This is a genomic window from Variovorax sp. P1_H12_2 (assembly GCF_056405335.1).
This window is the reverse complement of the sequence record NZ_JBFUCI010000749.1, coordinates 1-1,284: the sequence shown is the minus strand read 5'-3', so window position 1 is coordinate 1,284 and position 1,284 is coordinate 1. Positions and strand designations below refer to the sequence as shown.

At 70.5% G+C, this 1,284-nt stretch carries 2 protein-coding genes; both read right to left on the bottom strand.

Annotated features, from left to right (window positions below):
* Positions 1-886: homoserine kinase (locus tag AC1D2K_RS34835; protein WP_478095007.1), on the bottom strand; the 886-nt coding region annotated here is incomplete at its 3' end.
* A gap of 7 nt (positions 887-893) precedes the next feature.
* The gene (locus AC1D2K_RS34830) at positions 894-1,253 is read right to left on the bottom strand and encodes a hypothetical protein (RefSeq protein WP_478095006.1); all 360 of its coding nucleotides are present in this window, start codon (positions 1,251-1,253) and stop codon (positions 894-896) included.
* Positions 1,254-1,284 lie beyond the last annotated feature (31 nt).

The following is a 1,284-nucleotide window of genomic DNA, read 5'->3' as shown; positions in this document are numbered from 1 at the left end:
CCGCGGCCCGCAGCATGGCGGGCAGCAGCGCACGCTCGGCGCCGGTCAGGGGGCGCACGGTGCCGTAGGCGGCCAGCAGGGCGTCGGCCCGCGCGGCATCGTGGCGGCCGCTGGCGAGGTCGATGGCCCAGTCGTTGAGGCACACGGCGATGTCGAACAGCCAGCTGTCGGCGCCGGCGAAATAGAAATCGAAGACACCCGTGAGGCGCGGCGCGTCGGCGCTGGCGTGGGTGTCGAACATCGCGTTGTCGCGGAACAGGTCGGCATGCACCGGCCCGCGCGGCAGCGCAGCATAGGCCGAGGATTCGGCCACGTGATTCTGGTAGGCCAGTTCGCTGCGCAGCAGTCCAGCCTGAGCGGCCTCCAGGTAGGGCAGCACCACCGGCGCGGTGTCGTTCCACCAGGGCAGGCCGCGCAGGTTGGGCTGGATGCGCGGGTAGTCGCGGCCCGCCAGATGCATGCGGGCCAGCAGCCGCCCGAGTTCGGCGCAATGGGCCGCCGTCGGTGCCAGTTCGCTCTTGCCGTTCAGGCGCTGGACCACCGCCGCCGGCTTGCCGGCCACCGTGTGCAGCAACTCGCAGGGCGCGTTGGCCGGGATCGACAGCGGATGGCCCTTGTGCGCCGCGACGTCCGGGTCGGCCAGCGGCTCGGGCACCGGGATGCCGTGGGCCGCCAGGTGCTTCATCAGGCAGAGGTAGTAGGGGAGCTGTTCGGCGCCCAGGCGCTCGAACAGGGTGAGGACGAACTCGCCGGCCTCGGTGCTGGCGAAGTAGTTCGTGTTCTCGATGCCGCCCTCGATGCCCTTGAGGGCGGTCAGGGGGCCGAGACCCAGGCGCTGGACGAGCGCGTCGGCTTCGTCGAATCCGACTTCCGTGAAAACCGCCACTGCGCGCTCAGAACTTGAAGACGTTCCACCAGACGCGCGAGCCGCCTTCGCCCGCGCTGGAGTCGGACTGGCCCTGGTTGCGCACGCGTTCTTCGGCGTTGGGCATGACCTGGTAGGCCGGGGCGTTGTTCTTGGGCTTGACCGTGATGTCCTGGGTCTGGCCGCCGACGCGCAGTTCGTCGATGGTGGCGCCGCTGTCCTCGGTGTGGATGCGCTCGATCCTCTGGTTCTGGCGGCCGGCCGCCTTGTCCGGGTCCTGCTGTCCCTGGGCGGGCGCCGGGGCCGACGGCTGCGGGTTTTGCGCAAAAACGACAGCGACGGGCGCGGCACAGGCCAGCACGAGCGTGGCGAGGCGAACGAGGAGCATGGAGGAGGACATGCGTGGGATTGTAGGTCCG

What these genes read in the sequence shown, in the direction of transcription:
- AC1D2K_RS34830 (WP_478095006.1), bottom strand. Translation starts at nt 1,253, where the DNA reads ATGCTCCTCGTTCGCCTCGCCACGCTCGTGCTGGCCTGTGCCGCGCCC.